23 protein-coding genes and 3 pseudogenes are annotated in these 23,197 nt (G+C 69.5%); 15 read left to right on the top strand and 11 right to left on the bottom strand.

The genetic code is table 11. From position 1 onward, the window contains the following. The first annotated feature begins 80 nt into the window (after positions 1 to 80). Together OH809_RS14640 and OH809_RS14635 are read left to right on the top strand one after the other, a co-directional pair. Positions 81 to 443 carry a DUF952 domain-containing protein gene (locus tag OH809_RS14640; RefSeq protein ID WP_406421974.1) on the top strand — a complete coding sequence of 121 codons (363 nt, stop codon included), beginning with the start codon at positions 81 to 83 and terminating at the stop codon, positions 441 to 443. Continuing rightward, positions 440 to 1,351 carry an NAD(P)H-binding protein gene (locus tag OH809_RS14635; protein ID WP_406421975.1) on the top strand — a complete coding sequence of 304 codons (912 nt, stop codon included), beginning with the start codon at positions 440 to 442 and terminating at the stop codon, positions 1,349 to 1,351. The genes OH809_RS14640 and OH809_RS14635 overlap by 4 nt, the downstream gene beginning before the upstream one ends. 143 nt (positions 1,352 to 1,494) lie before the next feature. Here the strand turns inward: OH809_RS14635 and OH809_RS14630 are convergent, their stop codons facing one another. Beyond that, entirely contained in the window at positions 1,495 to 2,106 is a 612-nt protein-coding gene (locus OH809_RS14630; protein ID WP_406421976.1) for a TetR/AcrR family transcriptional regulator, read from the bottom strand. Positions 2,107 to 2,206: 100 nt separating this feature from the next. On the opposite strand from OH809_RS14630, the gene OH809_RS14625 reads away from it, so the two are divergent. The 4 genes and pseudogenes from OH809_RS14625 to OH809_RS14610 all read left to right on the top strand — a co-directional run. After that, positions 2,207 to 3,685: an MFS transporter gene (locus OH809_RS14625; protein WP_406421977.1), complete on the top strand. Its 1,479-nt coding sequence runs from the start codon at positions 2,207 to 2,209 to the stop codon at positions 3,683 to 3,685. Between the two features lie 96 nt (positions 3,686 to 3,781). Further along, a complete protein-coding gene (locus OH809_RS14620) occupies positions 3,782 to 4,072 on the top strand; it encodes a hypothetical protein (RefSeq protein WP_406421978.1) in 291 nt (96 codons plus the stop codon). Positions 4,073 to 4,149: 77 nt separating this feature from the next. Beyond that, positions 4,150 to 4,761 carry a hypothetical protein gene (locus OH809_RS14615; RefSeq protein ID WP_406421979.1) on the top strand — a complete coding sequence of 204 codons (612 nt, stop codon included), beginning with the start codon at positions 4,150 to 4,152 and terminating at the stop codon, positions 4,759 to 4,761. A gap of 235 nt (positions 4,762 to 4,996) precedes the next feature. Beyond that, positions 4,997 to 5,452 (top strand): annotated as a pseudogene (locus tag OH809_RS14610) (tyrosine-type recombinase/integrase); the annotation flags it as partial. Positions 5,453 to 5,646: 194 nt separating this feature from the next. Here OH809_RS14610 and OH809_RS14605 read toward each other — a convergent pair. The 3 genes and pseudogenes from OH809_RS14605 to OH809_RS14595 all read right to left on the bottom strand — a co-directional run. Continuing rightward, positions 5,647 to 7,014 carry a hypothetical protein gene (locus OH809_RS14605; RefSeq protein ID WP_406421980.1) on the bottom strand — a complete coding sequence of 456 codons (1,368 nt, stop codon included), beginning with the start codon at positions 7,012 to 7,014 and terminating at the stop codon, positions 5,647 to 5,649. A gap of 111 nt (positions 7,015 to 7,125) precedes the next feature. Beyond that, entirely contained in the window at positions 7,126 to 7,644 is a 519-nt protein-coding gene (locus OH809_RS14600; RefSeq protein WP_406421981.1) for an NUDIX domain-containing protein, read from the bottom strand. 4 nt (positions 7,645 to 7,648) lie between these two features. Further along, a pseudogene (locus OH809_RS14595) lies at positions 7,649 to 8,161 on the bottom strand (tetratricopeptide repeat protein); the annotation flags it as partial. A 347-nt stretch (positions 8,162 to 8,508) separates the two neighbouring features. Between OH809_RS14595 and OH809_RS14590 the strand changes: the two are divergent. The 3 genes and pseudogenes from OH809_RS14590 to OH809_RS14580 all read left to right on the top strand — a co-directional run. After that, on the top strand, positions 8,509 to 9,048 hold the full coding sequence (locus tag OH809_RS14590; RefSeq protein ID WP_406421982.1) for a hypothetical protein: 540 nt from the start codon (positions 8,509 to 8,511) through the stop codon (positions 9,046 to 9,048). Between the two features lie 392 nt (positions 9,049 to 9,440). Continuing rightward, positions 9,441 to 10,535: a hypothetical protein gene (locus tag OH809_RS14585; RefSeq protein WP_406421983.1), complete on the top strand. Its 1,095-nt coding sequence runs from the start codon at positions 9,441 to 9,443 to the stop codon at positions 10,533 to 10,535. A 730-nt stretch (positions 10,536 to 11,265) separates the two neighbouring features. Continuing rightward, positions 11,266 to 11,754 (top strand): annotated as a pseudogene (locus tag OH809_RS14580) (tyrosine-type recombinase/integrase); the annotation flags it as partial. A 7-nt stretch (positions 11,755 to 11,761) separates the two neighbouring features. Here the strand turns inward: OH809_RS14580 and sodN are convergent. After that, entirely contained in the window at positions 11,762 to 12,157 is a 396-nt protein-coding gene (gene sodN / locus OH809_RS14575; RefSeq protein ID WP_266981604.1) for a superoxide dismutase, Ni, read from the bottom strand. A 154-nt stretch (positions 12,158 to 12,311) separates the two neighbouring features. On the opposite strand from sodN, the gene sodX reads away from it, so the two are divergent. Beyond that, positions 12,312 to 12,749, top strand: coding sequence for a nickel-type superoxide dismutase maturation protease (sodX, locus tag OH809_RS14570; RefSeq protein ID WP_406516249.1), 438 nt, complete (start codon positions 12,312 to 12,314; stop codon positions 12,747 to 12,749). On the opposite strand, the gene OH809_RS14565 is transcribed toward sodX, so the two are convergent. Next, positions 12,653 to 13,282 (bottom strand): CGNR zinc finger domain-containing protein, encoded by a 630-nt coding sequence (locus tag OH809_RS14565; protein ID WP_406515202.1) that lies wholly within the window; start codon positions 13,280 to 13,282, stop codon positions 12,653 to 12,655. The genes sodX and OH809_RS14565 overlap by 97 nt on opposite strands. 110 nt (positions 13,283 to 13,392) lie before the next feature. Between OH809_RS14565 and OH809_RS14560 the strand changes: the two genes are divergently transcribed. From OH809_RS14560 to OH809_RS14550, 3 genes are all read left to right on the top strand, one after another. Then, positions 13,393 to 14,139, top strand: coding sequence for a class I SAM-dependent methyltransferase (locus OH809_RS14560; protein WP_406515201.1), 747 nt, complete (start codon positions 13,393 to 13,395; stop codon positions 14,137 to 14,139). A 146-nt stretch (positions 14,140 to 14,285) separates the two neighbouring features. After that, positions 14,286 to 14,774: a SigE family RNA polymerase sigma factor gene (locus OH809_RS14555; protein ID WP_406515200.1), complete on the top strand. Its 489-nt coding sequence runs from the start codon at positions 14,286 to 14,288 to the stop codon at positions 14,772 to 14,774. Further along, positions 14,771 to 15,538, top strand: coding sequence for a hypothetical protein (locus tag OH809_RS14550; protein ID WP_406515199.1), 768 nt, complete (start codon positions 14,771 to 14,773; stop codon positions 15,536 to 15,538). The genes OH809_RS14555 and OH809_RS14550 overlap by 4 nt, the downstream gene beginning before the upstream one ends. A gap of 70 nt (positions 15,539 to 15,608) precedes the next feature. On the opposite strand, the gene OH809_RS14545 is transcribed toward OH809_RS14550, so the two are convergent. Genes OH809_RS14545 through OH809_RS14535 form a run of 3 tightly spaced genes read right to left on the bottom strand, consistent with a single transcriptional unit; the run spans position 15,609 to position 18,308 of the window. After that, complete coding sequence (locus tag OH809_RS14545; protein ID WP_406421989.1) at positions 15,609 to 16,370, bottom strand: amino acid ABC transporter ATP-binding protein; 762 nt, start codon at positions 16,368 to 16,370, stop codon at positions 15,609 to 15,611. After that, positions 16,367 to 17,317: an amino acid ABC transporter permease gene (locus OH809_RS14540; RefSeq protein WP_406421990.1), complete on the bottom strand. Its 951-nt coding sequence runs from the start codon at positions 17,315 to 17,317 to the stop codon at positions 16,367 to 16,369. Before OH809_RS14540 ends, OH809_RS14545 begins: the two co-directional genes overlap by 4 nt. 28 nt (positions 17,318 to 17,345) lie before the next feature. Next, positions 17,346 to 18,308: an ABC transporter substrate-binding protein gene (locus tag OH809_RS14535; protein ID WP_406421991.1), complete on the bottom strand. Its 963-nt coding sequence runs from the start codon at positions 18,306 to 18,308 to the stop codon at positions 17,346 to 17,348. Between the two features lie 524 nt (positions 18,309 to 18,832). Here OH809_RS14535 and OH809_RS14530 point away from each other — a divergent pair. Both OH809_RS14530 and OH809_RS14525 read left to right on the top strand, forming a co-directional pair. Continuing rightward, positions 18,833 to 20,056: an NADP-dependent malic enzyme gene (locus tag OH809_RS14530; RefSeq protein WP_406421992.1), complete on the top strand. Its 1,224-nt coding sequence runs from the start codon at positions 18,833 to 18,835 to the stop codon at positions 20,054 to 20,056. 216 nt (positions 20,057 to 20,272) lie between these two features. Next, positions 20,273 to 21,238: a zinc-binding dehydrogenase gene (locus OH809_RS14525; RefSeq protein WP_406421993.1), complete on the top strand. Its 966-nt coding sequence runs from the start codon at positions 20,273 to 20,275 to the stop codon at positions 21,236 to 21,238. Between the two features lie 59 nt (positions 21,239 to 21,297). Here OH809_RS14525 and OH809_RS14520 read toward each other — a convergent pair whose 3' ends face one another. Together OH809_RS14520 and OH809_RS14515 are read right to left on the bottom strand one after the other, a co-directional pair. After that, entirely contained in the window at positions 21,298 to 22,284 is a 987-nt protein-coding gene (locus tag OH809_RS14520) for a helix-turn-helix transcriptional regulator (protein ID WP_406421994.1), read from the bottom strand. A 1-nt stretch (position 22,285) separates the two neighbouring features. Then, a complete protein-coding gene (locus tag OH809_RS14515; protein ID WP_406421995.1) occupies positions 22,286 to 23,143 on the bottom strand; it encodes a DUF4097 family beta strand repeat-containing protein in 858 nt (285 codons plus the stop codon). Positions 23,144 to 23,197 lie beyond the last annotated feature (54 nt).

Below are 23,197 nucleotides of genomic sequence, written 5' to 3'. Positions count from 1 at the left end.
TTGCGACGGTGCTGCTCGCGGCCGGTTCACAGGCCACGCCGATGGCCCGGAGGATGCGCCGAAGCGGCTAGTTTGGCCCCATGGCCGAACTCCTGCTGCACCTCACCGAAGGCCCTCTGTGGGAGGAGGCCCGCGGGATCGGGACGTACGAGATGTCCACCCGCGGCCGCACCCTGCACGAAGAGGGCTTCATCCACTGCTCGCTGCCCCACCAGCTCCCCGGCGTGGCCGAGATGCTGTACGGCGCCGGGGCCCCGGCCGATGCCGAGACCCCGGCCGACCTGGTGGTGCTCGTCATCGACCCCGCGCGGCTCTCCGTGCCCGTGCGGTACGAGTCGTTTGCGCCGGGCGGCGAGGAGTTTCCGCACATCTACGGCCCCGTCCCGGTGGAGGCGGTCGTGGAGGTACGTCCCTGGCCGCGCAAGGAAGGCAGCCCCGCGTGAACACCACACCCCCCACCGATGCCCCGATCATCGCGGTCACCGGAGCGAGCGGCGCAGTCGGCGGCCGCGTCGCCCAGCGGCTCGTGCGCGCCGGCGTCCCCGTGCGGCTGCTGGGCCGTGACCCGTCCCGGCTGCCGGACCTGCCCGGCGCGGTCGCCGCTCCACCCGCCTCCTACGGCGACGGGGCGGCCATGCGCCGGGCGCTCGCCGGGGCGCACACCCTGTTCCTCGTCTCCGCGCACGAGAGCCCCGACCGGGTACGCGAACACACCACCGCCGTGGACGCGGCGGTCGCCGCCGGTGTCGAACGCATCGTGTACGTATCCTTCCTCGGCGCCGCACCCGACGCCACGTTCACCTTCGGCCGCGACCACTGGCACACAGAGGCGCACATCCGTGTCGCCGAGGTGCGCTACACCTTCCTCCGCGACAGCTGGTACCTCGCCGGGATCCCGGCGATGACCGGGTCCGACGGAGTGCTGCGCGGCCCGGGCGGCGACGGCCGGGTCGCGGCGGTGGCGCACGAGGACATCGCGGACGCGGCGGCGGCCGTCCTGCTGGCCGGCGCCCAGAGCGTGGACACCCGCCACGACGGGGTGACGTACGACCTCACCGGACCAAAGGCATTCACCCTCGCCGAAGCCGCCGAGGAACTGAGCCGGGCCACCGGACGGACCATCACCTACCACCCGGAGACCCGGGAGGAGGCATACGCGTCACGGGCGCAGTACGGCGCGGCGGACTGGGAGGTCGCCGGCTGGGTGACGTCCTACGAGGCGATCGCGACTGGCGAGATGGCCACCGTCTCGGACGCCGTACCGCGTCTGACCGGCCGTCCGGCGCAGAACCTGGCCACGTACCTCCGGGAGCATCCGGACAGCTACCGGCACCTGCTCAGGACCGACTGAACTGCCGATCCTGAGCGCCGGCCAACGCGCCTGGCTGACCGAGACCCTCACCCTGGCGCACGGCGCCGACCATCCGTCGGCGGTGAGGCTCCGCAGGCAGTGGTGAGGAAGCGCGGCGCAGCCTCCGCCCGGCGCGCACCGCGTCACCTCACGTACACGCCCGCGCGCGCCGCGGCCGCCGCGGCCTCGGCGGCGAGGTCGGCGGCCGCCGCGTCGAGGGGAGCGCCGCTGGCCAGCAGCCGGTAGTAGAGCGGGGCCGAGACCGCGCGGATCACCTCGTCGGGGTCCGTGCCCGCGGGCAGCTCGCCGCGTTCCAGGGCCGCGGTGACGCATCCCGCCCACTCCTTGACGCGGATCGCGTAGAAGCGGTGCAGGGACTCGGCCGTGCGCGGGTCGCACGTCGCCGCGGCGATCACCGACGTGAAGAGCGGGCCCTGGCGCGGGTCGGTCAGGGTCTTCACCACGAGCTGCGCATTGGCCCTGAGGTCCTCGATCAGTGAACCCGTGTCCGTACGGGGAGAGGACTGCTCGGCCATGTCGTCGAGCAGATCGGCGATGAGACCGGTGGGGGTGGACCAGCGCCGGTAGACGGTGGTCTTGCCGACCCCCGCACGGCGGGCGACATCGGCGAGGTCGAGGCCGTCGAAGCCGTGCTCGACCAGGGCGTCGCCCGCCGCCCGCAGGACGGATTCCCGGACCCGGGCGGTACGCCCACCGGGCCGGACGGTGCCGGGCTCCACACCCTCAGAAGTCATAACGGGTCTCCAGTTCCATTAGGTGAGCTTCCCCTGCTACGGTGATCCCACCTTAACGGAACCATGGAACCGTTAAAACTCCTGCCTGAGGAAGACACTCATGTCCGCACCCAGCACAACCCCGTCACCGACGGTTGAAGCCGGCGCCGCCGCTGCCGCCTCCGCGCGGCCCGGGATCCGCATGACCGGGCGGCAGAAGCTCGTTCTCACCCTTCTTCTCGGCGCCCAGTTCATGATCGCCGTGGATTTCTCGATCCTGAACGTCGCACTGCCGGTCGTCGGCAAGGGGCTCGGCTTCTCCCTCGCCGACCTCCAGTGGATCGCGACCGCCTTCGCGCTCGCCGCCGCCGGCTTCACCCTCCTCTTCGGGCGTGTCGCCGACATCGTCGGGCGCAAGCGGCTGTTCCTCGGCGGGATGGCCGTCCTCGGCGCCTCCTCCCTCCTCGGCGGACTCGCCACGTCGCCCGAAGTCCTGCTCTCCGCGCGCGTGCTGCAGGGTCTGGCCACCGCGGCCGTCACTCCGGCCGGACTCGCCCTGCTGACGACGGCCTTCAAGGAGGGCCCGCTGCGGGAACGCGCCCTCGGTCTCAACGGCGCCCTGATGTCGGCCGGGTTCACCGCAGGGGCCATTCTTGGCGGACTCCTCACCGACCTGCTCTCCTGGCGCTGGGCGTTCTTCATCAACGCCCCCGTCGCCCTGCTCGTCCTCGTTCTCGCTCCGTCCGTCATCACCGACTCGCGCCCCACCGGGCGGCCCAGGCTCGACATCCCCGGCGCCGTGACCGTCACCGGCGGACTCCTCGCCCTCGTCTACGGACTCACCCAGGCCGGTGAGACCGGCTGGACCACCCCCACCACCCTGGCCGCGCTCCTCGCGGGCGTCGCCCTTCTCGTCACCTTCTGGTTCGTCGAGAAGCGGGCCGCGACCCCCCTGGTGCCCGTACGGATCCTGAAGCGACGCAGCGTCATCTGGGGCAACGCCGCAGGGCTGATCGCCTTCGTCACCGAGACCTCCCTCGTCTTTCTCCTCACCCTCTACCTGCAGGAAGTTCTCGGCTACTCGCCCCTCGCCACCGGACTCGCCTTCGGGGTCCTGGGCCTGGGCACGGTCATCGGTGGCACCCTCGGCGGCCGCGCCGCGGGCCGCTACGGGACGCGGACCACCATCGTCACCGGCGGCATCGTCCAGGCCGCCGCCACACTCACCCTGGTCGCCCTCGGCACCTCCGGCGCCTGGATCTGGCTCCTCCTCGCCGCCACCTTCATCGGCGGCATCGGCAACATGCTGATGATCGTCGGCTTCATGGTCACCGCCACCTCCGGCCTCCCCGACACCGAACAGGGCCTGGCCACCGGCCTCGCCACGATGACCCAGCAGGTCGGCATCACCATGGGCATCCCGGTCATGAGCGCCGTCGCCGCCGCCCGGATGACCTCGCTCGGCGACACCGGCCCCACCGGCGTCCTGTCCGGAGTCACGGTCGCGATCCTGGTCAACTCCGCACTGGTCCTGACGGGTTCGCTGCTGGCCGGCGCGTTCCTGGGAACCCGGCGTCGCGCGGGAGTCACCGGCCGGTGACCGCCCGGGCGGTCCCGCCGGATCGCAGAGCCGCCGGGCCGTCCGCCCGGCAGCTCCCTTTCCTTCCACGGCGCCGCGGAGGCCGAGGAAAACGGCTTGCGAGGGGCTTCCCGGCCGCTCGTCGATGTCCTCGCATCCAGCGAGAACCGCATCGTGGACCCGAAGATCCGCAACGCGATGAAGATGGACGGCTCGGAGATTCTGGCCGACGTCATTCCCGGGGATGCGGAAGCGAGCGCTCTTGCCCACATCAAGAAGATGGGGTGGACTCCCGTCGCCCGTGCTGCCAACCGGCCGGTCTGCCCCTGTGCCAGAACGAGCTGTTCGAACCGTTCAGCGACACCGTGGGCGCTGCCCGCCTTGTGGGGACTCACTGGAAGACTGTGATCCTCAACAAGTTCCAAGAATCCGAGCGGGGGTGCCTTCACCGGCGCCCGGTGGTTCGCTGGGTAGGGATAGGGAAGATGTCCGAAGTTGAAGTAGCGTCCGCGGGGCTGGCCGAGGTCAGCCCCGCGGGGCGGGCGGTCATCGCGTCGCTCGCTCTGCACAGGGTCTCGCTGTTCCCGATGGAGGGCGGATTCTCCGAGCTTTTTCCCGGTTCGGAGGCATTCTTCCAGCGGGCTGTGGCCGTCTCCAAGGCTCTGGCCTCGGGAGAGCCGGCCACGGACGAACTCGCGGAAGTTCTGGAGGTGTACAACGAGCTCGTCCAGCCCGATGGCGAGCACATCGAGGAACCGGACGGCTCGGATGCCTGGGGAATGGACGTCCTGGACATCGCAGGTTATGTCCTCGAAGCGTGGGACGATCCGGATTCCAGCGCCGAAACGGTCGCGGACGCCCTGGATGCGATGCATTCCTTCGCAGACGCCCTGGAAGAGATGATCCCTGTGGTGAGGGACGGCGACGATCCGGCGGATCTCCGCGAACTGGAGATCCAGCGCCAGGTCGACGATGTCGCCGATGTCCGTGCGGTCACCGCCCGGGGCGGCATCGATGCAGCGGCCATCGACCGCCTCTACACGGCATCGCTGCCGCTCGCGCATGCCTATCGGGAGCGGATCGGCCTGCTTCCGTAGCGTGAGCGGTGAACTGTTCACCGCGCCGGCTGCGGAGGCACCTACAACCGCTACGACAGGGTGTGCGCATGCTGGCCGCCCTCGACCTGACCACCGGCAAGATGTACTACCGCATTTGCCGGAGGAAGCGCTGGCGCGAGTTCCTGACCCTACTCAAGGCCCTGCGCACCTGCTGGCCCGGGGAGAAGCTGCACGTCGTGCTGGACAACGTCTCCCCGCACAAGCACCCGAATGTACGGTGCCGGTCGGCGAGGTCGTCATCGACGCGCTCCTCGGGCATCTCGCAGCGCGGCCGTCGAAGGAATGGCTGTTCGCGATGGAGGAGGGCGAGCCCCTCAACTACCGCCGTTGGAAGACCGAATGGAACTGCGCCCGCAAGGTGCTCCAGGCGGCGGAGAACAGGGCGGCCGAGCGCGAGGGCCGCAAGCCCGTCGGGCTGCCGCACATGGTGACCCACGATCCGCGGCACTTCTACGCCTCCGCGCTCATAGGCGGCGGGGCGAGTGTCAAGCAGGTCCAGCTCGTCCTCGGCCACGCGTCCGTCGTCATCACGCTGCGGATCTACGCGCACTTGTGGCCGGGCGAAGAAGACCACACCCGGTCTGTGATGGACACCGTTCTTGGCGGCCTGCGAGCCGGGTGCGGACAGGTAGACCAGGCGACCAAAGGATTCGCAGGTCAACTGGCATGATCGAAGATCAGGCCTTCTTGGTCTCCTAGTAACGGGGCGGGTCGGTGACCTGCGGGAATCTTCCCTGCGGGTCGCTGACCTGGCCTTTTGGTGATTGCTGGCGATGGGGTGCGACGGTCTCGATCGGGTGTCTTGCGGACTGTGTGCGGACTACCGGCGCGGCTGTGGAGCAGGGCGAAGCCAGCAGCGCTGTCTCATTGGGCCAGCAGGGGAGACATCTCTCGCTCGACCAGGGGTTTGAGCAGGTTGAGTGCCGCGCCGCGTGTGGGCGCGAGGGGGCTTGGGGCCTTGTTGGGGCGTACGACACCCCCCTCGACGATGCTGCGGAGAACGGTGGCCACCTCGGCGGCGTCGGTTTCGGCCAGGGCAGCTGCAAGACGCAGAGCATTCGTCCGGGGCCCCGTGGCCCAGCGTTCTGCCAAGTGCCGGATGCGTGCACTCGAGGCGCTGTGCTGAGTTGCTGCCGCGAGGGCGGCGAGGGTGAACTGTACGGCTTCGTCCTCGCTGTCCCAGCGGCCCAGAAGGTACGGTGCTGCGGCTTCGACCGCATGGCGGGCGGCGAGTTCGTCCGCTGTCTCCTCCAGTGGAAGGCCCAGGGCGACTCTGCGGTCGGCCCCGGAAGCGGCCAGGCGCTGCCCGATGGTGGCTGCTTCGAACAGGAATGTGGTAAAGACGGCTCGATGCGCGGGACGGATGTCCTCGTGGCATGCGAGACCGGCCAGCAAGGGAATCTCGTCGGCGGTGTGCGGGTAGCAGGTGCCCTGATGCATGACCGAGTCGGCCAACTCGAAGATGACTTCGCGATCGTTGGAGAATCCGTCGGCCTCGATGGTGAGCCACCAGGCAGTTCCGTCGGGCAGATTGCCCTGCTGAGCTTCTTGATCGCGGGCAACTTGTCGCGCACACTCAAGCACGGGTGGGAATGGACGTTCGATGGTGGTGCACTGGAGCGGGGTGGCCGGAGCTGGTTCCTCCGTCGGTGGAGGGAAGCTTGAGATCACGTCGCGCCGAATGCGATGGGCGTGCTTCTGGTCGATATCATGGACCAGCCCCTGGTGGTCGAATCTGGGCAGCATGGTCTCTCGGTTAGCGAGGGATCCGCCGTTCCAGAAACCGCCGTGCGCTCTACCGATGGCCTCGACAGCTGCCTTCTCGCAGTCGTGCTGGTGGAACTCCGAGGTCGGGTCGGGAGCTTCTTCGTCCACAAGGCTGTCGACGCTCCACCAACCCTCCAGCTCAGGCCGGGAGAACTCGGGCTTGCCGAACAGGCGGTTCCCGGGGTCCAGATGCGGAAGATATACCGGGCGCACGGTCACCCACCGGTGTCCGCGTTGAGTCAGTGCCGAAGCCACTGAGCGAGCGTCCGCTTCACTCGGAGCGGCGACAGAGTAGTGGACCACCATCTCGGAAGCCGGCCAGGAGGTTGGCTCGTCGACGCCATGACGTGGCGCAAGTTCGTTCGGCATGTGGCGAAGCATAGGCAGCAGATCGGACAACGGACCGCCCGGCACTATGCGCTGGAAGACGTACATGATGGGCTTTGGGGCGATCGTGGGACTCATCGGCGGCAAGGTGGCGTAAGACCCTCTCTCTGCAGGCTGAGCGGGCGATCCGCCGCTTGCGAAGGAGGTAAGCAGCAGCCCACGCCGCATCGGGTCTCTTCGCGGAGGAGTTCATTCCGCCAGATCTTTGCGCCAGAACCGACCCCTTATGGTTCCGCCCGTGATCCGCCCGGCAGACCCCGGGGCGGGCGTCAGAACGTGCGAAGTGCTTCCGGGAGGAAGCGGTCGATCTCTGAGCTGCTGAACGTCAAGTCCTCGTCGATCTGCAGGGCTCGCTGTGAGGAAGCCGTTGGGGGCCTCAACACCCCAGGAACCGTGGATGATGTGGGCGACCTTCAGGGACTCGGGCTTCACGGCCAGCCCCGTCTCCTCGTACAGCTCGCGGACCGCCGTCTCCGTGATCGGCTCGCCAGGCTCGCTCTTGCCGACGGGGAGGTCCCACATGCCCTGGGCGAACTTGGCGTTCTCGCTGCGCTGGAGGAGGACGACGCGGTTGGCAGCCTTGTCGTGGACGATGACGGCGGCGACCAGCAGGGTCATGGATTCCAGGGCCGGCTTGAGGCCCTTCGGCTGGTCGTCGGTTGTCTGCTGAACCACGGTCATCCCTTCGTCGGGCGGGTTGTTGGGCATGCTGGGCGAGGGCCTCGCGGGCGCGGCGGGCGAGATCGGCGGCGCCGGGTACTTTGCGCCGCTGGTAGACCGCGAGGGTGGAGCGGATCGAGGTGATCGCTTTGCGGGTGCGGTCGGAGGTCATGCCTTCCATGAGGACCAGGGCCTGGGTCCAGGCGGCGACGGCTTCGTCGGCGCGGGCCTGGGCGGCGAGGCTGTCGCCGAGGTCTGCGTGGGTGAGGGCGTGGACGCGCTTGTACTTCTTGGGGTCCCAGCGGGTGAGGGCGTCGCGGTGCTGCTGTTCGGTGCCGACGTGGTCGGCGAGGTCGGTCAGGGTGCGGGCGGTGTGGCTGGCCACGGTGCCGGCGGCGGGGCCGCTGACGCGGGAGTAGCTGGGCTGGGGGTCGTCGTTGCGCAGGAGGGCGTCTTCGGCGGCGAGCAGGGCCCTTGCGGCCAAGGGGTGCTCGTTGACGGCCGCGTAGGCGCGGGCGTGGGTGATGTGGAGGAGGGCCTCGGTCTGGCCGTCGACGTGGCCGATTTTGCCGAGGCCCGGACGTGGGCCGGGCGGCTGCTCACTGCGCGGACTGCTGCACCCGCTGCTCCGAACGAAACCGAAGCAGCCTGACGCGAACCCGGGGCAGAAGGGCCGATGCTGCCCTGATGAAGCTCATTGAAACTGGCTCTGCCCGGAGTTCCGTGAACGATCTTGAGCTTGGTGTAATGCCAGGGTGATGCTGAGCGCCGGGAATCGGCGCGGCTCGGTGTGTGGACGGGGACGGGGACGGGTGGAGACATGCAGCAGAGCTTCGGGGTGCTGTGAGGGGGCCGGCGCGGTTGGACTGGGAGCTGATGCCCCTGGAAGGCGTCGGGCCGCTGTGTTTCGGCATGCGTATCACTGAGGTCGCCGCAGTGCTGCCGGGCATGAGCGAGCTGCGTCGGTTCCAGGTCGACCCCTCGCTTCGGGAGACCCTCGGTGTCGAGTTCGGCATGGGGCGTGCGGAGCCTGCCGTGTACGCCTACTTCGTCGACGGCCGGCTGTTCTGCGTCGCGGTCGACGCAGTCCGTGGACCCCAGGTGACGCTCTGGGGACGGGAGTTGACCGCCTGCGTCCCAGCCGATCTGGAACGGTTCCTCTTGCACGCTCACGGGTGTGGGGTGCTCGATGTGTCCTACGGGCCGCGGGGGAACCCTGGCGTCAATGGGCTCGGTCTGGTGCTGCGGGTGCAGGAGGTCGCCAGCGGCGTGGTGACCCGGCCGGTCATGGTGGTGGGCCGGACCTGGGCCAACCGGTGCACCGACGACTGGGAAGGCGCGATCCCGGAATGTGAATGGGTGGGCCGCCTGTGGCCCCATCCAGGTGAAACGGGATCCTGGTCCCAGCCGGGCCACAAGACGCACTGGGGCGGCTGGCAACCTCCTTTCTAGCCGGGCCCCTTCCTGCGGCGAGCTTCTGGCGCATGCGCGTTCCCTGGAGCCCGACCTGCGGATTCACGGAACTCATTCCGTGATGCCTACGGCTGAACGAGGACGCGGGCTCTGAGTAGTGCGAATGAGGCTCGCCCGTACATTTGCCGCTTGATCGTTTTGATTCTGGCAGGCACCGCGATGCCCTCCCGGATGGCCATCACATAGCGGTTCACAACGTGGTATCCACTGGTGTAGCCGAGGGCGGTCAGAACCCTTCAGTTGGCCAGTTGAGAAGGGGTGGCGCGCCCACACCGTCCGCCCAGCCGGCCTCGCTGTCAGCGCTCTGTGCCATGATGCGGACGCGTCCCAGGGGAGTGGGCTGCGGTCTACTGATTGCCAGGGGGTTGGGGATGGGCGCGGGCACGGAGCCGGACGGCTCATCCAGGTCCGACGAGGAGTGGGAGCGGTTTCTGCGCGAGTCGGTGGCGGGTGCCGCCGACTCGCCCAAGGAGCCGTCGGCGCGGGCCCGCGACGTGGCAAAGCGGCTGCGCGCGGAGCCCGGCCGCGGCCTGGAGGGCTGGCGCAGTTACACGCCCGCGCGGCCCAAGCGGCGCACGGGCTGGTACGTGGTCGGGCTGCTGGCCTCGCTGGTGCTGCTGGTGGTGGCGCTCGCGCCGGGGCGGATAGTGGACCTGTTCGCCAGCGCTGACTCCCCGCCGCTGGCGGCCGAGACCGCCCGCCCGACCCAGGTACCCCCGGCGGAGGCGGCCCAACGCCCCACCATGGACGAGCCGTTCCGCGGTTCGCCGGCGGCGAGCTGGGCGAGCGGAGCGGCGGGGATCACCGTGCCGAAGGCCGGGGCGGTCGGCTGGATGAGCGCGGCCGAGGTCGAGCGGGCCCTCGCCCGCAGCCGGGACTTCCTCGTCGCGTCCGGCCTGGACCGCGGGGTGCTGCGGGGCGAACGCCCCGAGAAGGCGATTGCACTGATAAACCCGCACCAGAAGGACGTCCAAGACCTTCTCAAAACCGCTTTCCGAACCCCGAGCGAGAAGAACGACCCCCTCCTCCTCTTCAGCCGCTTCCAGCCCTCCCGCACCCAGCTGGTCGGCGACGTAGTGAAGACCCGGGGCCGGCTCACCTACCGGGAGGGCGAGCGCGGCGCGCTCCAGGTGACCGCCGACATCACCTTTGTCTACCCGGTCACCCGCGCGGAAGCGGGCGGCGACGACGAAATCGTGCGCACGATCGTCCGGCGCGAGCTGGTCCTGAGCTGGGACGACCCTGACAAGGTGATCACCGAGCCGGGCACGTTCTCGATCGTCTCGTACAAGTACGACATGACCAACGGCGGCTGCGGCGCCCCCACGGGCTACTTCACCCCGCCCTTCGGCACGGACCGCCGGGCAGACGAGGCCGGCACGGAGGTCGACCCGTACGACCGCAGCGCGCCGGTCGGGCGGGGCGAGTCCTCTGGGGACGAGTGCGGGAGGGCGACGCGGTCCTAGCGGGCGTTACTCGGTGGCGGCCACCCCAATCCCGAGGGCGATGAACATCCAGCCGCCGATCCGCTCCCAGCGCCGGCGCCAGGCCGGTCGCCCGAGCACCGCGCGCAGCCGGGCGGCGACGTGCACGAGCGCCAGCCAGTAGACGACGCCGATCGCGACATCGAGCGCGCCGAGTCAGCCACGTCCGGCGTGAGGCCTACGGCATCCGCGGGTCAGTGACAGACGGCGGGGATCGCCGGTTGCCGCTGCTCCGCAGGTCAGAGGGTGCTGAGATGCTGGACGGAAGAGATGCTGTTGGTGATCTTCGGCGCGAGCCCCCTTCGAGTTCCGGCGGTCGCTGGTCATGCAACAGCCGCCAAGCCAGGCTGCCGGCTGAGGGCAGTACGAGAGACGCCCATCGGCTACGACTCCGCCATCCCGCACAGGCGTAACGGCACGACGTCCATGGACCCCAACAAGATCACCAACAGCATCCGGAACTCCGGTCAGAGCCATTTCCAAGGAGCCCCAACAGATCCCGCCACGATGCGTGGCGAGGGGATCTGACCTGGGTCAGCGGTGCCGACTGCGCTCTCCGGGCCGCATGGCCACTGGTGTGGCCGGTGGGTGTGGCGTGGCTGACATGGACGACGTGCCGCTGACCGTACTTCGCCTGCGAGCCGCTTGAGCCCGCCTGTTCGGTTGAGCGGTGATGCGCCAGTTGAGGTCCGCGTCATGACGGCCGCCGCTGATCGGCCCGCCGAAGACCGCCAAGTCCCGGCGTACCGTCCCGGTTGGCGAGGTCGTCACCGACGCGCTCCTCACGCACCTCGCCGCGCGCCCCTCCAAGGAGTGGCTGTTCACGATGGAGGAGGGAGAACCCCTCAACTACCGTCGCTGGAAGACCGAATGGAACTGCGCTCGCCGCGCACTCCAGGCGGCGGAGAACGAGGCGGCCGAGCGCGAGGGCCGGGGGCCCGTCGAGCTGCCGCACATGGTGACCCACGACCTGCGCCACTTCTTCGCCTCCGCGCTCATCGCCGGCGGGGCGAGCGTCAAGCAGGTTCAGTTGGTCCTCGGGCACGCGTCCGCCGTCATCACGCTGCGGATCTACGCCCACCTGTGGCCGGGCGAAGAAGACCGCACCCGGTCCGTCATGGACGCCGTGCTCGGCGGCCTGCGGACCGGGTGCGGACAGGTAGGCGATGCGACCCGCGAAAGCGCAGGTCAGACGGCCTAACTAAAGATCAGGCCTTCTTGGTCTCCCAGAAGATCTTGTCGATCTCGGCGATGTAGTCCAGCGCCTTCTGGCCCGTCGCCGGGTCCGTGGAGGCCTTCGCGGCCGACAGCGCCTTGAGGGCGTCGTTGACCAGCTGGTGCAGCTCCGGGTACTTCTCGAAGTGCGGGGGCTTGAAGTAGTCGCTCCACAGCACCGAGATGTGGTGCTTCGCGAGCTCGGCGCGCTGCTCCTTGATGACCACCGCGCGGGCCCGGAAGTGCGGGTCCTCGTTGGCCTGGTACTTCTCCTGGACGGCCTTGACGGACTCCGCCTCGATGCGGGCCTGGGCCGGGTCGTACACGCCGCAGGGCAGGTCGCAGTGGGCGCTGACCTTCACCTTGGGGGCAAACAGGCGGGAAAGCATTGAGCTGTCCTTCCTCGTGATCGTCTTCTCAGGTGGGACATTACTCCGTGAGGGACGTGTTTTCGTGGGTGCCCCCATGGGCTTAGGCCAAAAGTCCAGGGTGAGTATGGGACCAGTAGTCGAATGCGCGGAACGGACCGGGGAGGTGCCGGAGATGCCGGAGTTGGCGCAGGAGCCCGTGCGGGGCATGGCGGGGCGGGTGCCGTTCCAGGTGGTGGAGGTGACGGGGCCGTCGATGGTGCCCACGCTCCATCACGGGGACTGGCTGCTCGTGCAGTACGGGGCGCCGGTGCGCCCCGGTGACGTGGTCGTTCTGCGCCACCCCTTCCAACAGGACCTGTTGGTCGTCAAGCGCGCCACCGAGCGCCGGGCGGGCGGCTGGTGGGTGCTGGCCGACAATACGTTCGCAGGCGGGGACAGCACGGACTACGGAACCGTCCCCGAAGAGCTGGTGCTGGCCCGGGTCCGGGCCCGCTACCGGCCGCTGAGGAAGGATCAGCGTTCGGTCCGTGCGATGCTGGCCTGGGCGGTCTCCGCGCTGCGGCCGGTGTCGGCGGCGCGCTCCGTCTCCAGGCGCTTGCGGGCCCGGTAGGCAGCCACATTGGCGCGGGTCGCGCAGCGGTCCGAGCAGTAGCGGCGGGACCGGTTGGTCGAGGTGTCGAGGTACGCGTTGCGGCAGGGCGCGGCCTCGCAGAGCCCGAGCCGGTCCACCCCGTACGACGTGAGGTGGAAGGCGAGACCCATCGCTGCGATGGCCGCGTAGCCGGCCGTCGCGTTCGAGGGGTGGTCGGCCAGGTGCATGTGCCAGTCCGGTTTTCCGTCCGCGTCACGGGTGTCGTGGCCGGAGATCTGCGGGCTGACCGGGAACTCCAGCAACAGCGAGTTCAACAGGTCGACGGCGAGCGTCTCGTCGCCGATGTCGGCCGCCTCGAAAACGGCGCGCAGCCGTGCCCGTACCGACCGGAAGCGGGTCACGTCCGCGTCGGTGGCGCGCCTTGCCGCCTGTCTGTTGGCGCCGAACAGATCGCGGACCGCCTCGACGGAGGTGAGGACGTCCTTGTTGCGGGCCGGCTCCTCGGTGTTGACCAGGCGCACCGCATAGTCCGAGTAATAGGCCAGTTCCACTTGTAGTCCTTACAGGGTCGGTCTAAGGTCTGGGTACGGGGACCGATGTAACGGTCGTTTCTGCTTCGAGGGTATTACGTAGTGGAGGGGTTCGGGTGACGGAGACATCGATGGGCACTGACTGGCAGGTTTGGCAGCAGAGCTGGGACCGGCAGCAGGAGTGGTACATGCCCGACCGCGAGGAACGGTTCCGGGTGATGCTGGACATGGTCGAGGCCTTCGTCGGGCCGCGGCCGAGGGTGCTCGACCTCGCGTGCGGTACGGGAAGTATTACGGACCGGCTCCTCAGGCGGTTCCCGGAGGCCACCAGTACCGGCGTCGACCTCGACCCGGCGCTGCTCGCCATCGCGCGCGGCTCCTTCGCCGGCGACGAGCGCGTCACCTTCGTCTCGGCCGACCTCAAGGACCGGGCCTGGGTCGATCGGTTGCCGTACGACACCTACGACGCCGTCCTCACCGCCACCGCCCTGCACTGGCTGCACAGCGAACCGCTCGCCACGCTCTACGGGCAGCTCGGCGGACTCGTCAGGGACGGCGGGGTGTTCATGAACGCCGATCACATGATCGACACCGACACCCCCCGTATCAACGCGGCCGAACGCGCCCACCGTCACGCCGGGATGGACCGGGCCAAGGCCGCGGGAGCCCTCGACTGGGCGGACTGGTGGGCCCTCGCGGCCAAGGACCCGGTCCTCTCCGGACCGACCGCCGAGCGGTACGAGATCTACGGCGAGCACGCCGACGGCGACATGCCGTCCGTGCGGTGGCACGCGGACACCCTGCGCGCCGCGGGTTTCGGCGAGGCACGGGCCGTCTGGGCCTCTCCGTCGGACGCCCTGGTGCTCGCCGTGAAGTAGCGGCAACGTGCGCCGCATGGGGTGGTACGGACTCCGGTCCGTACCGCCCCGAACTTTTTCCGCCCCTGCTGCAACCCGCCGCGCACCCCGGCGCACTGGAAGGGTGAGACGGTCCGCACCCGCGGACCCGGGAGGGGGCGCCGACGATGCGGATCGATGACGATGCCGCGCTGCACGCCTTCGTCGAGGGCAGACGTACGGCACTGTTCCGCAGCGCCTATCTGCTCTGCGGCGACCGGCACGAGGCCGAGGACCTGGTCCAGTCGACCCTCGTGAAGGTCGTGCTCGGCGGGCGGCGGCACGGGCGGCTGGACAACATCGAGGCGTACGCGCGCAAGACGCTGGTCAACACCTTCATCGCCGCCCGCCGCCGGTTCTGGCGGCGCGAGCAGGCGTACGGCGAATTGCCCGACCGCGCGGGCCGGTCGCCCGACACGGACACCGGCCTTGCGGTACGGGCGGCCCTCGCCCGGCTCTCGGCCAAGCAGCGGGCCGTCCTGGTGCTGCGGTACTGGGAGGACCTGAGCGTCGAGGCCACGGCCGACATGCTCGGGATGCGGGAGAGCACGGTCAAGAGCCACGCGGCTCGGGGGTTGGCGGCGCTGCGCGCCGACATGGTGGAGGAGTACGCATGAGCGACGTCAGGGAGCTGCTGGGGCGGGCCGCCGAGCACGCGGGGCAGCCGGTCATCAGCACCGAAGGGGTGTACGCGAAGGCCGCCCGGGTGCGGTGGCGGCGGCGGGCGACCGTCGCGACGGCCGCGTTCGCCGTGGTCGCGGCCGGAGCGCTCGCGGTGCCCGGGCTCACCGCGCAGGAGAAGCCGCAGACGAGTTCGGTGGCCGCGCCCGCCGAGCTGGTCGGCAACAGCGGCAGGGCGAAGGCGCTGGTCAATCTGTTGCCCAAGGGAGTCGGCTCGCTCGAGCAGGTCTCGCTCGCCGTGATCATCAAGAACGCGACCCCGCAGCAGGCCAAGGAGCATCCGGTGGGGCCGCTGGACGGGCAGTACGCCGTCCGGAGGGACGGAGGCGTCGGCTACCTCGTCATCGGCGCCATGAACGGCAAGCAGGTCGGCCAGAAGTTCGGCGGAGTCGATCCCGCCGCGAACCTCTGCAAGCCGACCAACGGGGAGCGGCGCCCGGCCGACTGCGTACGCGAGGAACTGCCGGACGGCCGGGTGCTGACCATCTGGAGCGACTCGATGGAGTACGGCAGTATGCCCCTGTGGGGTCATGAGCTCGTCGCACGGCTCACCCTGAAGGACGGCGGGCTGCTGGCCGTACGGGACAGCACCGGCCTCAAGAACGACACCGCGCAGGGGCCGCTGCTCAAGAGCACGCCGCTCACCCGCGCCCAGCTGCGCACGCTGATGCTGAGCCCGGAGCTGCTGCCGAAGAAGTAGCCCGGGGCCGGACACGGGAGAGGGCGGTACGGACCGGGGTCCGTACCGCCCTCGTGTCATTCCCGTACCGCTACAGGACCTTCGACAGGAACGACTTCGTCCGGTCGTGCTGCGGGTTCGTCAGTACGTCGCGAGGGTGGCCCGACTCGACCACCACCCCGTCGTCCATGAAGACCAGCGCATCGCCGACCTCCCGGGCGAAGCCCATCTCATGGGTCACGACGACCATCGTCATGCCGTCGTCCGCGAGTCCGCGCATGACGTCCAGGACGTCGCCCACCAGCTCCGGGTCGAGCGCCGAGGTCGGCTCGTCGAAGAGCATCAGCTTCGGCTCCATGGCCAGGGCGCGGGCGATCGCCACCCGCTGCTGCTGGCCGCCGGAGAGCTGCGACGGGTAGTTCTTCGCCTTGTCGGCCAGGCCGACCCGGTCCAGCAACCGCTCCGCGCGGGCCCGGGCGACGGCCTTCGCCTCGCCCTTGACCTGGACGGGTGCCTCCATGACGTTCTCGATGGCCGTCATGTGCGGGAAGAGATTGAAGCGCTGGAAGACCATGCCGATGTCCCGGCGCTTCAGGGCGACCTCGGTGTCCTTGAGCTCGTAGAGCTTGTCACCCTTCTGGCGGTAGCCCACCAGATCGCCGTCGACATAGAGCCGGCCGGCGTTGATCTGCTCCAGGTGGTTGATGCACCGAAGGAACGTCGACTTGCCGGAACCGGACGGGCCGATCAGGCAGAAGACCTCCCGCGGGGCGACCTCCAGGTCGATGCCCTTGAGAATGTGTGCGGCGCCGAAGGACTTGTGGACGCCCTCGGCCTTCACCATGGCGGTCATGCCATGCCTCCCGACGGGCGTCCCAGGGACAGCAGGTTGGCCCGGATCTTCTGTATGGGGGTCGGCGGCAGGCTGCGGCTCGAACCGCGCGCGTAGTAGCGCTCCAGATAGAACTGGCCGACTGTCAGCACGGACGTCATGATCAGGTACCAGGCCGCGGCGAGGAAGTACATCTCCACCGGGGCTCCGGACGACGATCCGATGTCCTGGGCGTACCGGAACAGTTCGGTGAACTGCACGGCCGACACGAGCGACGTCGTCTTCAGCATGTTGATGACTTCGTTGCCCGTCGGCGGCACGATCACCCGCATGGCCTGCGGGATCACGATGCGCCGCAGTGTCTTGCCGTGGCTCATGCCCAGCGCGTGCGACGCCTCCGTCTGGCCCTCGTCGACCGAGAGCAGACCGGCGCGGCAGATCTCCGCCATGTACGCGGCCTCGTTGAGGCCCAGGCCGAGCAGCGCCGTCAGCAGCGGCGTCATGAAGCTCGACCAGTAGTCCTTGTAGATCGGCCCGAGGTTGATGTACTCGAAGACCAGACCCAGGTTGAACCAGACGAACAGCTGGACCAGGACCGGGGTGCCGCGGAAGAACCAGATGTAGAACCACGCGATGGACGAGGTCACCGGGTTCTTGGACAGCCGCATCACCGCGAGCAGGATGCCCCCGACGATGCCGATGACCATCGACAGTGCGGTCAGCAGCAGGGTCTGGCCGACGCCCCTGATGATCCGGTCGTCGAAGAAGTAGTCGGGGACGGCGCCCCAGTTGATCTTGCCCTGGGAGAAGGCGTAGACGATCGCGACGAGCGCGGCGATGGCGATGGCCGCCGAGACGTACCGGCCGTAGTGCCGGACCGGGATGGCCTTGATCGCCTCCGGTCCGGCCGGCGGGGTGGGGGGGACGGGCGGCTTGTCGGCCGGGCCCGTCTTCTCGATGTCAGTCACAGGTGAAGCCTTTCGGTGCGGGGCCTGGTCAGGATCCGCCGTTGATCTTGGCCTCGGTGACCGCGCCGGCCTCCACGCCCCACTTCGCGATGATCTTTCCGTACTCGCCGTTCTTGACCAGCGCGTCCAGGGCCGCCTGGATGGCCTTGGTGAGCTGGTCGTTGCCCTTGGCGATGGCGATGCCGTACGGAGCGGCTTCGACCTGCTCGCCGACCAGCTGGAAGTCGTTGCCGCCACCCGAGGTCTTCACCGCGTACGCGGCCACCGGGAAGTCGGAGGAGACCGCGTCGACGCCACCGCTGCGCAGCCGGGTCTGGGCCTCCAGGTCCGTGTCGTACGACTCGATCGCGATCGTCTTGCCGCCCGTGCACTTCTTGGACTCGGCCTTGGCGAGGTCGTGCGAGACGGTGCCGCGCTGCACGGCGATCTTCTTGCCGCAGAGGTCGGACCAGGTCTTGATGCCCTTGTCGTCACCCTTCTTGGTGTAGATCGAGACACCGGCGGAGAAGTAGTCGACGAAGTCGACGCCCTCGCCGACCTTCTTCTTCGTCTCGGAGTCGATGCCTTCCTGGCGGTCCTTGGTGTCGGTCATGGCCGACATCGCCAGCTGGTAGCGCTTGGCGCGCAGGCCCGAGATCAGCGTGTCGAACGTGCCGTTCTCGAACTCGAAGCGCACACCGAGCTCCTTGCCCAGCGCGGCACCGAGGTCGGGGTCGATGCCGACGACCTTGCCGGACTTGTCCTTGAACTCGACCGGCGGGTACGCGATGTCCGAGCCGACGTTGATGACGCCCTTGGCCTTGATGTCCTGCGGCAGGAGGTCGGCGGGGGAGGACGCCCCGGAGGAGTTCTTCGTCGATTCGGACGCCGTCGTTCCGCCCTTGGTCTGGTCGCCACAGGCGGTCAGCAGCATGGTGCCGGCGACCGCGATGGCGCAGACCGCTGCAATCCGGGACTTTGCGGTCGTACGACAGGTGGTGCGTGCGGTCATGATCGGGTTCCTCCGGCAGGTGAGGGTGGGGTTGCCAGGCGGTATGGCACACATCGTCGGATGTCGCCGCCTCGTATGGTTACGGCATCTTGCCATTCGGACTAGCCCAATCAGGGGGCCAGTCATGTCAAAATCGGGTAACGGGCGATCCCCGAACCTCAGTAGGCCGGTACACCAAGGCCGGACCTTCTATGGGGTTTTCTACTTCCGGCCGGAGAATCTTCGGCGCGTCTCGACTGGTGGACGGATATCTGGTTGATTAGTCGACTTGTCCAGATATTCGACTATGAGGCACGTCACCGCGCCGATCTCGACTCGTCCGGGATGCGGTCTGTCCGGTAAGAAAGACCTTTACACCCCTCATCCGGGGCTCAGGGCGCGTGTGCGGCGCGCCCGCGCGTACGTACCTCCCCCTGCCGGAGCGGGCCAACCGCCCAGCGCAGGGAACGTACGCGGTGCCCGCCCACCCCTCCTCAACCAGGAGTGGCCACCCTCAGACAAAGAAGACTTAAGGGGTCATCACCATGGCAGCGGAGATCGTCAATCCTCGCAGCGACAGCACGACTGACAGCAGTACCGGGAGCGCCACCGATGAGCCGTTCGACGCGGCCTTCGCGCTCCACCGCGGCGGGAAGATGGCCGTGCAGGCCACCGTCCCGCTGCGTGACAAGGACGACTTGTCCCTCGCGTACACACCGGGCGTTGCCAAGGTGTGCAGCGCCATCGCGGAGAATCCCGAGCTGGTTCACGACTACACCTGGAAGTCGCAGGTCGTCGCCGTCGTGACGGACGGCACCGCGGTGCTCGGGCTGGGAGACATCGGACCGGAGGCGTCCTTGCCCGTGATGGAGGGCAAGGCGATCCTCTTCAAGCAGTTCGGCGGGGTCGACGCGGTGCCGATCGCGCTCGCGACGACCGATGCGGACGAGATCGTGGAGACGGTGGTCCGGCTCGCACCCTCCTTCGGAGGGGTGAATCTGGAGGACATCTCGGCGCCCCGCTGCTTCGAGATCGAGCGCAGGCTGCAGGAGCGGCTCGACATTCCGGTCTTCCACGACGACCAGCACGGCACGGCCGTGGTCACCCTGGCCGCGCTGCGCAACGCCGCGAAGCTGTCCGGGCGGACCCTCGGTGACCTGCGCGGCGTCATCTCCGGCGCGGGCGCGGCAGGCGTGGCCATCGCCAAGTTCCTGCTGGAGGCGGGGCTCGGTGACGTCGCCGTGGCCGACCGCAAGGGGATCGTCAGCCGGGACCGCGAGGACCTGACGGACGTCAAGCGTGAGCTCGCGGAGATCACCAACAAGGCCGGCATCTCCGGTTCGCTGGAGACGGCTCTGGTCGGCGCGGACGTCTTCATCGGCGTCTCCGGCGGTACGGTGCCGGAGGCGGCGGTCGCGTCGATGGCGCCCGGTGCGTTCGTCTTCGCCATGGCCAACCCGGACCCGGAGGTCCACCCCGACATCGCGCACAAGTACGCGGCGGTCGTGGCGACGGGCCGGTCGGACTACCCGAACCAGATCAACAACGTGCTGGCCTTCCCCGGCATCTTCGCCGGTGCGCTGCAGGTGCGTGCGTCCCGCATCACCGAGGGCATGAAGATTGCCGCGGCGAATGCGCTGGCGGATGTGGTGGGGGACGAGCTGGCGGCGGACTACGTGATTCCCTCGCCGTTCGACGAGCGGGTTGCTCCCGCGGTGACGGCCGCGGTTGCCGCGGCCGCGCGCGCGGAGGGTGTGGCGCGCCGCTGAGGTGAGCTCGGGGCGGGGTGGGGTGCGGGACGCCTGCGCGGCGTACCTTCGCCCCGCCCCGCCCCTTCCCGAACGAACCGGGGCCCGGCCCCGGGCCCCGCGCCTCGAACGCCGGCGAGGCCGAACGATGCTCCGCGCCCCCGGGTACGGCCACGCGGGCCACGTCACACCCTCCGGCGGTTCCGCCCCACCCGCCCCGCGCCTAGTGTCAGGGCCATGTTCGCCGCCTACGCAGCCCGCATCGACCGCGACCAGCCCCTCACCGGCCTTGAGCTGGGCGAGCGCCCCGCTCCCGAGGCGCGCCCCGGCTGGACCACCGTCCATGTCCGGGCCGCTTCCCTCAACCATCACGACCTCTGGTCGCTCCGTGGCGTCGGCCTCGCCGAGGACAAGCTGCCGATGATCCTCGGCTGCGACGCAGCCGGGATCGACGAGGACGGCAACGAGGTCGTCCTGCACTCCGTCATCGGCCAGACCGGGCACGGCGTCGGCCCGAACGAGCCCCGGTCCATCCTCACCGAGCGCTACCAGGGCACCTTCGCCGAGCAGGTCACCGTCCCCAGCTGGAATGTGCTGCCCAAGCCGAAGGAGCTCACCTTCGAGCAGGCGGCCTGTCTGCCGACCGCCTGGCTCACCGCGTACCGGATGCTCTTCACCAATGCCGGAGTACGGCCCGGTGACTCCGTCCTCGTCCAGGGCGCCGGCGGTGGTGTCGCGACCGCCGCGATCGTCCTCGGCAAGGCTGCCGGGCTGCGGATCTACGCCACCAGCCGCGACGAGGCCAAGCGCAAGAGGGCCGTCGAGCTCGGTGCGATCGAGGCGTACGAGCCCGGCGCGCGGCTGCCGCAGCGCGTCGATGCCGTCATCGAGACGGTCGGCGCTGCCACCTGGTCCCACTCGGTGAAGTCGCTGAGCCCGGGTGGCACCCTGGTCATCTCCGGCGCGACCAGCGGCGACCGGCCCTCGCACGCCGAGCTGACCCGGATCTTCTTCCTGGAGCTGAAGGTCGTCGGTTCGACGATGGGGTCCAAGGACGAGCTGGAGGACCTGCTGGCGTTCTGTGCGACGACCGGAGTGCGGCCCGTCATCGACGAGGTGCTGCCGCTGGACCGCGCCCGCGAGGGGTTCGAGCGGCTCGCCTCGGGCGACCAGTTCGGGAAGATCGTACTCACCACATCCTGAAGTGCTGCGATGTGGTGGACGTGCCGGGGGCGTGCCAGGTGGCATGCCCCCGGCCCTGCTCACTCCTTGGCGTCGGTGCCCTTCCGCAGGAGCGCGCCGATGCGGGCCGCCGCCGTCGACAGATGGCGGCGGGCCTCCACCAGCTGGCCCTCCGTGACGCCCCGGTCGCGGGCCGCGTCGCGGATGTCGTCCCGGAAGCGGTCGAGCAGGCGGTCCAGGTCGCGCGCCGGGTCGCCCGTCGTGCCCGTCTCCTTGCCCCAGTCGGGGTCGGCGGCCGCCGGTTCGGGCTTGGTGTACGGGGGCCGGCCGGTCGTCCCGGTGTAGCCGGCCAGGCGACCGGTGATCTCGGCCAGCCCCTCCCGTACGCCGGTGGGCCAGTCGCCCCGGGCGAAGTGCTCCTGGACCTGCCGGGCCGCGTTCTGCATCTGCTCGCGCGCCTTCTCCTGGGCCTCCTCGGCCTGGCGGCGCGCCTGCTGGGCGTCCTCGCGGGCGCGGCGGGACTCGTCCTTCGCCCGGCGGGCCTGCTCCTTCCACTCCTGCTTGGCCTTGCGCAGCTCCTCCTTGGCGATGCGCCAGGCCTCACTGTCGCCGAAGTCCGTGAAGTCGCCGAACGGGGAGCCCCGGTCGCTCTTCGCGCCGGTCCCGGTGGCGGAGGTGTGCCGGGTCTCGCCGGCTGCCGCGCGCATCTCGCTGCGCAGCTTCCCCGCCGCACCCCGCACGTCGTCCCGCATCTCGGCGGCCAGTTCGGAGACCGACTCGCGGATCTCCAGCTCCAGATCGGCCAGTTCGCCGCCGCGGTCCGCCAGTTCGGCGCGGCCCGCGTCGGTGATCGAGTAGACCTTGCGGCCGCCCTCGGTGGCATGCGTGACGAGACCCTCGGCCTCCAGCTTGGCCAGGCGCGGATAGACGGTGCCTGCCGACGGTGCGTACAGGCCCTGGAAACGTTCCTCCAGGATCCGGATCACCTCGTAGCCGTGACGGGGCGCCTCGTCCAGGAGTTTCAGCAGGTAGAGGCGGAGCCGCCCATGGGCGAATACGGGGGGCATGTCAGAGCACCTTTCCGGTCGACTCGGCGTCGTACGGATCGTCCTCGGCCGGTGGGCGGCGCAGCAGGGCTATCGACCCCGACACGGTCGTGGCCCTCAGTGTCCCGGTGCCTGCGCCGAGCGTCCCGGTGATCCGCTTCGCACCCCACTGGCCGCCGACCCGCAGATCCTCGAAGCCGTTGGAGACGGCGCCGCTGGCCGTGTTCGCCTCGACCGTCGCGTCCGCCGGGTGTGGCAGCCGGATGGCGACCTCGCCGGAGACCGTGGTCAGCCGGATGTCCGTGGGCTTCCCGGTCGGGTCCAGGTCCAGCACCATGTTGCCGCTGACCGATTCGGCCCGTACCGCCGCCCCGGCGCCCTCGACGACCGTGAGATCGCCGGAGACCGACTTGAAGCGGAGCTCCCCGGTGACGGACTGGGCCTCCACATTGCCGGAGACCGTGTCCGCGCGGACCGTGCCGGCGAGGCCGACGAGCGTGGTGTCGCCGGTGATGCCGCGCACGTCCGTGCGTCCCCGGATGCCCGAGACCAGCGCTCCGGCGCCGACCGTGCCGAGCTCGACCGTCGACCCGGCCGGCACGGCGAGCGAGACCACCGCGCTGCGGTGCCGCCCCTTGCGGTCGAACCACTTCAGGAAGCCGTGCCAGGGCAGATCCTCGTAGGCGACCGTGAGGATGCCGTTCTTCTGCGTCACGCTGAGCGGCGGGCCCTCGATCGCGGAGACCTCCAGCCGCGCGGTCGGCTCCTCGGTGCCGACGACGTTGACGGTGCCGTTGACGATGCGCACGCTGAGCGCCGTCACCGGGTCGTCGAAGGTGAGCTTCTGAGGCTCGGCGATGGCCCACGTCGACACAGGCATGGATCTGACCTCCCAGGAGCGCGCCGTGACGCAACATATCGCGTCCCTTGAAGA

Source organism: Streptomyces sp. NBC_00873 (assembly GCF_045207415.1).
Lineage (GTDB): Bacteria > Actinomycetota > Actinomycetes > Streptomycetales > Streptomycetaceae > Streptomyces.
This window is presented reverse-complemented; position numbering and strand designations above follow the sequence as displayed.

Bases quoted from the DNA above. Each gene is read 5' to 3' on its own strand.
- OH809_RS14640 (WP_406421974.1), top strand. From the start codon at position 81: ATGGCCGAACTCCTGCTGCACCTCACCGAAGGCCCTCTGTGGGAGGAG.
- OH809_RS14630 (WP_406421976.1), bottom strand. From the start codon at position 2,106: ATGACTTCTGAGGGTGTGGAGCCCGGCACCGTCCGGCCCGGTGGGCGT.
- OH809_RS14625 (WP_406421977.1), top strand. From the start codon at position 2,207: ATGTCCGCACCCAGCACAACCCCGTCACCGACGGTTGAAGCCGGCGCC.
- OH809_RS14615 (WP_406421979.1), top strand. From the start codon at position 4,150: ATGTCCGAAGTTGAAGTAGCGTCCGCGGGGCTGGCCGAGGTCAGCCCC.
- OH809_RS14605 (WP_406421980.1), bottom strand. From the start codon at position 7,014: ATGAGTCCCACGATCGCCCCAAAGCCCATCATGTACGTCTTCCAGCGC.
- OH809_RS14600 (WP_406421981.1), bottom strand. From the start codon at position 7,644: ATGCCCAACAACCCGCCCGACGAAGGGATGACCGTGGTTCAGCAGACA.
- OH809_RS14590 (WP_406421982.1), top strand. From the start codon at position 8,509: ATGCGTATCACTGAGGTCGCCGCAGTGCTGCCGGGCATGAGCGAGCTG.
- OH809_RS14585 (WP_406421983.1), top strand. From the start codon at position 9,441: ATGGGCGCGGGCACGGAGCCGGACGGCTCATCCAGGTCCGACGAGGAG.
- sodN (WP_266981604.1), bottom strand. From the start codon at position 12,157: ATGCTTTCCCGCCTGTTTGCCCCCAAGGTGAAGGTCAGCGCCCACTGC.
- sodX (WP_406516249.1), top strand. From the start codon at position 12,312: ATGCCGGAGTTGGCGCAGGAGCCCGTGCGGGGCATGGCGGGGCGGGTG.
- OH809_RS14560 (WP_406515201.1), top strand. From the start codon at position 13,393: ATGGGCACTGACTGGCAGGTTTGGCAGCAGAGCTGGGACCGGCAGCAG.
- OH809_RS14555 (WP_406515200.1), top strand. From the start codon at position 14,286: ATGCGGATCGATGACGATGCCGCGCTGCACGCCTTCGTCGAGGGCAGA.
- OH809_RS14550 (WP_406515199.1), top strand. From the start codon at position 14,771: ATGAGCGACGTCAGGGAGCTGCTGGGGCGGGCCGCCGAGCACGCGGGG.
- OH809_RS14545 (WP_406421989.1), bottom strand. From the start codon at position 16,370: ATGACCGCCATGGTGAAGGCCGAGGGCGTCCACAAGTCCTTCGGCGCC.
- OH809_RS14535 (WP_406421991.1), bottom strand. From the start codon at position 18,308: ATGACCGCACGCACCACCTGTCGTACGACCGCAAAGTCCCGGATTGCA.
- OH809_RS14530 (WP_406421992.1), top strand. From the start codon at position 18,833: ATGGCAGCGGAGATCGTCAATCCTCGCAGCGACAGCACGACTGACAGC.
- OH809_RS14525 (WP_406421993.1), top strand. From the start codon at position 20,273: ATGTTCGCCGCCTACGCAGCCCGCATCGACCGCGACCAGCCCCTCACC.
- OH809_RS14520 (WP_406421994.1), bottom strand. From the start codon at position 22,284: ATGCCCCCCGTATTCGCCCATGGGCGGCTCCGCCTCTACCTGCTGAAA.
- OH809_RS14515 (WP_406421995.1), bottom strand. From the start codon at position 23,143: ATGCCTGTGTCGACGTGGGCCATCGCCGAGCCTCAGAAGCTCACCTTC.